General features: G+C 73.5%; 3 protein-coding genes. All 3 read left to right on the top strand.

The window, feature by feature from the left end:
- The first annotated feature begins 301 nt into the window (after positions 1-301).
- The 3 genes from AB0I60_RS37435 (at position 302) to AB0I60_RS37425 (ending at position 2,802) form a co-directional block, all read left to right on the top strand.
- A complete protein-coding gene (locus AB0I60_RS37435) occupies positions 302-934 on the top strand; it encodes a slipin family protein (protein ID WP_360739007.1) in 633 nt (210 codons plus the stop codon).
- Positions 935-988: 54 nt separating this feature from the next.
- Positions 989-1,675 carry a response regulator transcription factor gene (locus AB0I60_RS37430; protein WP_360739006.1) on the top strand — a complete coding sequence of 229 codons (687 nt, stop codon included), beginning with the start codon at positions 989-991 and terminating at the stop codon, positions 1,673-1,675.
- Between the two features lie 83 nt (positions 1,676-1,758).
- Positions 1,759-2,802: a HAMP domain-containing sensor histidine kinase gene (locus tag AB0I60_RS37425; RefSeq protein ID WP_360739004.1), complete on the top strand. Its 1,044-nt coding sequence runs from the start codon at positions 1,759-1,761 to the stop codon at positions 2,800-2,802.
- Positions 2,803-3,107 lie beyond the last annotated feature (305 nt).

Below are 3,107 nucleotides of genomic sequence, written 5' to 3'. Positions count from 1 at the left end.
GTTCGCCATGCTCCGCAACAAAACCCACTACCGACACCCCGGGACAACTCCTGCCCCGGCTGCGGCTTGACAACCACATAGGGACACCCCCCCGCACCGGTGAGCGGCCCGGGCCGGCGCTGCCGTCCCGGGTCCCGCGATCCCAGCCGGGAAGCGCAACGCGCTGCAAACGCGACGGGGGTCGCACCCCGTTCGCCGTGACCCCGGCCGACCACCGGGCGGCGGGCTCTGCGGGCCCCGTGCCCCCGCCCCCCGCCCCACGGCCGGGGTCACGGCCCCGGAGCGGGCCGAGGAGGGGACGTTGAGGCACACGCTGATGCCGTGGGAGCGCGCAGTGCACTTCCGGCGCGGCGCGCTCGTCGGAGAGCTGGGTCCGGGGGAGCACTCCCTGCCCCGCCGCGACGAGGTGCACCGGGTCGACACCCGGCCGCGATCGCAGACCCCCGCCTGGCAGGACGTCCCGACCGCCGACGGCGTGCTGGTCCGCGTCACCCTGGTGGTGAGCTGGGCGGTGTCCGACGCCACCGCGTTCGTGGTCGCCGCCGCCGACCCGGCCGCCGAACTCCACCTCGCGCTCCAGCTCGCGCTCCGGTCGGCGGTGCTCACCCGCACCCACGACCAGGTCGACCCGGCCAGGGGCGAGGTGGCCGTCGAGGTCCAGGACATCGTCCGGCCCCGCGTCGCCGAACTCGGCGTCGACCTGCGCCGGGTGGCCGTCCGCGACGTCGTCATGCCCGCCGAGCTGCGCAGGGCCGCGCTCGCCGAACTCGTCGCCCGCTGCGAGGCACGCGCCTGCCTGGAACGCGCCCGGGGCGAGACCGCCGCCCTCCGCTCCCTGCTCAACGCCGCCCGCCTCGCCGAGCAGCACCCGGCCCTGCTCCAGCTCCGCTCGCTCCAGGCCGCCCAGACCGTCGTGGTCCGCGACCCCCGCTGAGCGCCGGCCCGGCTCGCTAAGCCGCTTCTCAGGGATGTGTGGCACCTTTGTGTGGTGCGGATCCTGGTAGTCGAGGACGAGGTGCCACTGGCCGACGCGATCGCGCGCGGCCTGCGGCGCGAGGGCATGGCCGTGGACGTCGCCTACGACGGCGAGACCGGCCACGAGAAATCCACCGTGACCAGGTACGACGTGGTCGTGCTCGACCGCGACCTGCCCGGCATGTCGGGCGACGAGCTGTGCAAGGAGATCCTCAGCTCCGGCGCCCTCACCAGGGTCATGATGCTCACCGCGAGCGCCGGCCTGGACGACCGCGTGGCCGGCCTGTCCCTCGGCGCGGACGACTACCTCGCCAAGCCCTTCGCGTTCCCCGAGCTGGTCGCCCGGGTCCGCGCGCTGGCCCGCCGCGCCACCCCGGCCACACCGCCGCTGCTCACCGCCCGCGACGTCGAGCTGGACCCGGCCCGCCGCACCGTGCGCCGCGCCGGCCGGCCCGTCGAGCTGACCCGCAAGGAGTTCGGCGTGCTGGAGGTGCTGCTCGCTGCCAAGGGCTCCGTGGTCAGCAGCGAGGAGCTGCTCGAACGGGTGTGGGACGAGAACGCCGACCCGTTCACCACGACCGTCCGGGTCACCGTGATGACCCTGCGCAAGAAGCTCGGCGAGCCCGGCATCATCGACACCGTGGTCGGCTCGGGCTACCGGGTGCCCACGGCCGGCGTTGCCCAGGACGGCCCGCGCTGAGGCGCAGGCGCGGACCGGGCCTGCGGGTCCGGCTGACCCTGCTGGCCACCGGCCTGGTCGCGTTCGTCAGCGTCCTGCTGCTCGTGCTCGGCTGGATGCTCGTCGGGCGGGTGGTCGCGTCCTCGCCCCGGTTCCCCGACGGCAGCACGGTCCGGGTGGACGGGGTCGAGGTCGACGCGGGCGTGCTCGCCGAGGTCCTCGGCCGGCAGGCCCGCGACGACGTCCTGCGCTCCGGCACGATCGCCTTCCTCTGCGTGGTCGCCGCCGCCGCCCTGCTCGCCTGGACCATCACCGGCCGCGTGCTGCGGCCCGTGCACGACGTGACCGACGCGGCCCGCAAGCTGTCCGCCGAGTCGCTGGGGGAGCGGCTGCGCCTGGCGGGCCCGCGCGACGAGGTCGCCGAACTCGCGGACACCTTCGACCAGATGCTCGACCGGTTGCAGGCCGCCTTCGACTCCCAGCGCCGGTTCGTCGCCAACGCCTCGCACGAACTGCGCACCCCGCTGTCGGTGATCCGCACCGAGCTGGAGGTGACGCTCGCCGATCCCGACGCCGACGAGGCCGAGCTGCGCCGGATGGCGTCCGTGGTGCGCGCCGCGACCGAACGCGCCGAACAGCTCGTGAGCGCGCTCCTGCTGCTGGCGCGCACGGACGGGCTGGGGTTGGCGGTGCGGGAGCCCGTCGACCTGAACGCCGTGGTCGAGTCCGCGTGGCGGGCCGTGCGGGGGGAGGCGGAGCAGCACCAGGTGCGGGCGTCGTTCGTCTCCGCACCCGCACCGGCCGTGGGCGACCCCGCCCTGCTGGAGCGGATCGCCGGGAACCTGCTGGAGAACGCCGTGCGGCACAACCTGCCCGGCGGCTGGATCGAGGTGCGCACCGAGGGAGCGCCGGACTGGACGTCCCTGCGGGTGTCGTCGTCCGGCCGGCTGGTCGCGCCGGATCGGGTGGACGAGCTGTTCGAGCCGTTCCGGCGGGGTGGCGCGGACCGGACCGCGCGCACGGGCACCGGGCTGGGCCTGTCCATCGTGCGGGCCGCCGTCGCAGCTCACGAGGGTCGGGTGCACGCGTCGGCCATCCCCGGCGGGGGCCTCTCGGTGGTCGTCCTGCTGCCGTCTGCACCGCACTGAAGATTGTTTTCGTGGCCCCGGTCACACATGATCCGGTTTAGACCCCGTGGCACGTGCTCTGACCTGCGAGGACAGTGCGCTGGACCCCCGATTTGTCTCCGCGTTGGGCGACGTGTAACTTTCTCTCTGCCAGCGCGGAACGGGCCGGGACAGACCGGAACGGAGCGCGGGACACAAGCCCCGGAGAAAGTCACTCGAAACGAGTGGGTTACGATGGTGAGCGCGTGTTCTTTGAGAACTCAACAGCGTGCCGAATAGCCAGTAAATTTATGAACCTCGTCAAGAGGTTTCCTTTGAGATTGACT

The sequence above is a fragment of the Actinosynnema sp. NPDC050436 genome, assembly GCF_040655415.1.
Classification (GTDB): domain Bacteria; phylum Actinomycetota; class Actinomycetes; order Mycobacteriales; family Pseudonocardiaceae; genus Actinosynnema.
This window is presented reverse-complemented; position numbering and strand designations above follow the sequence as displayed.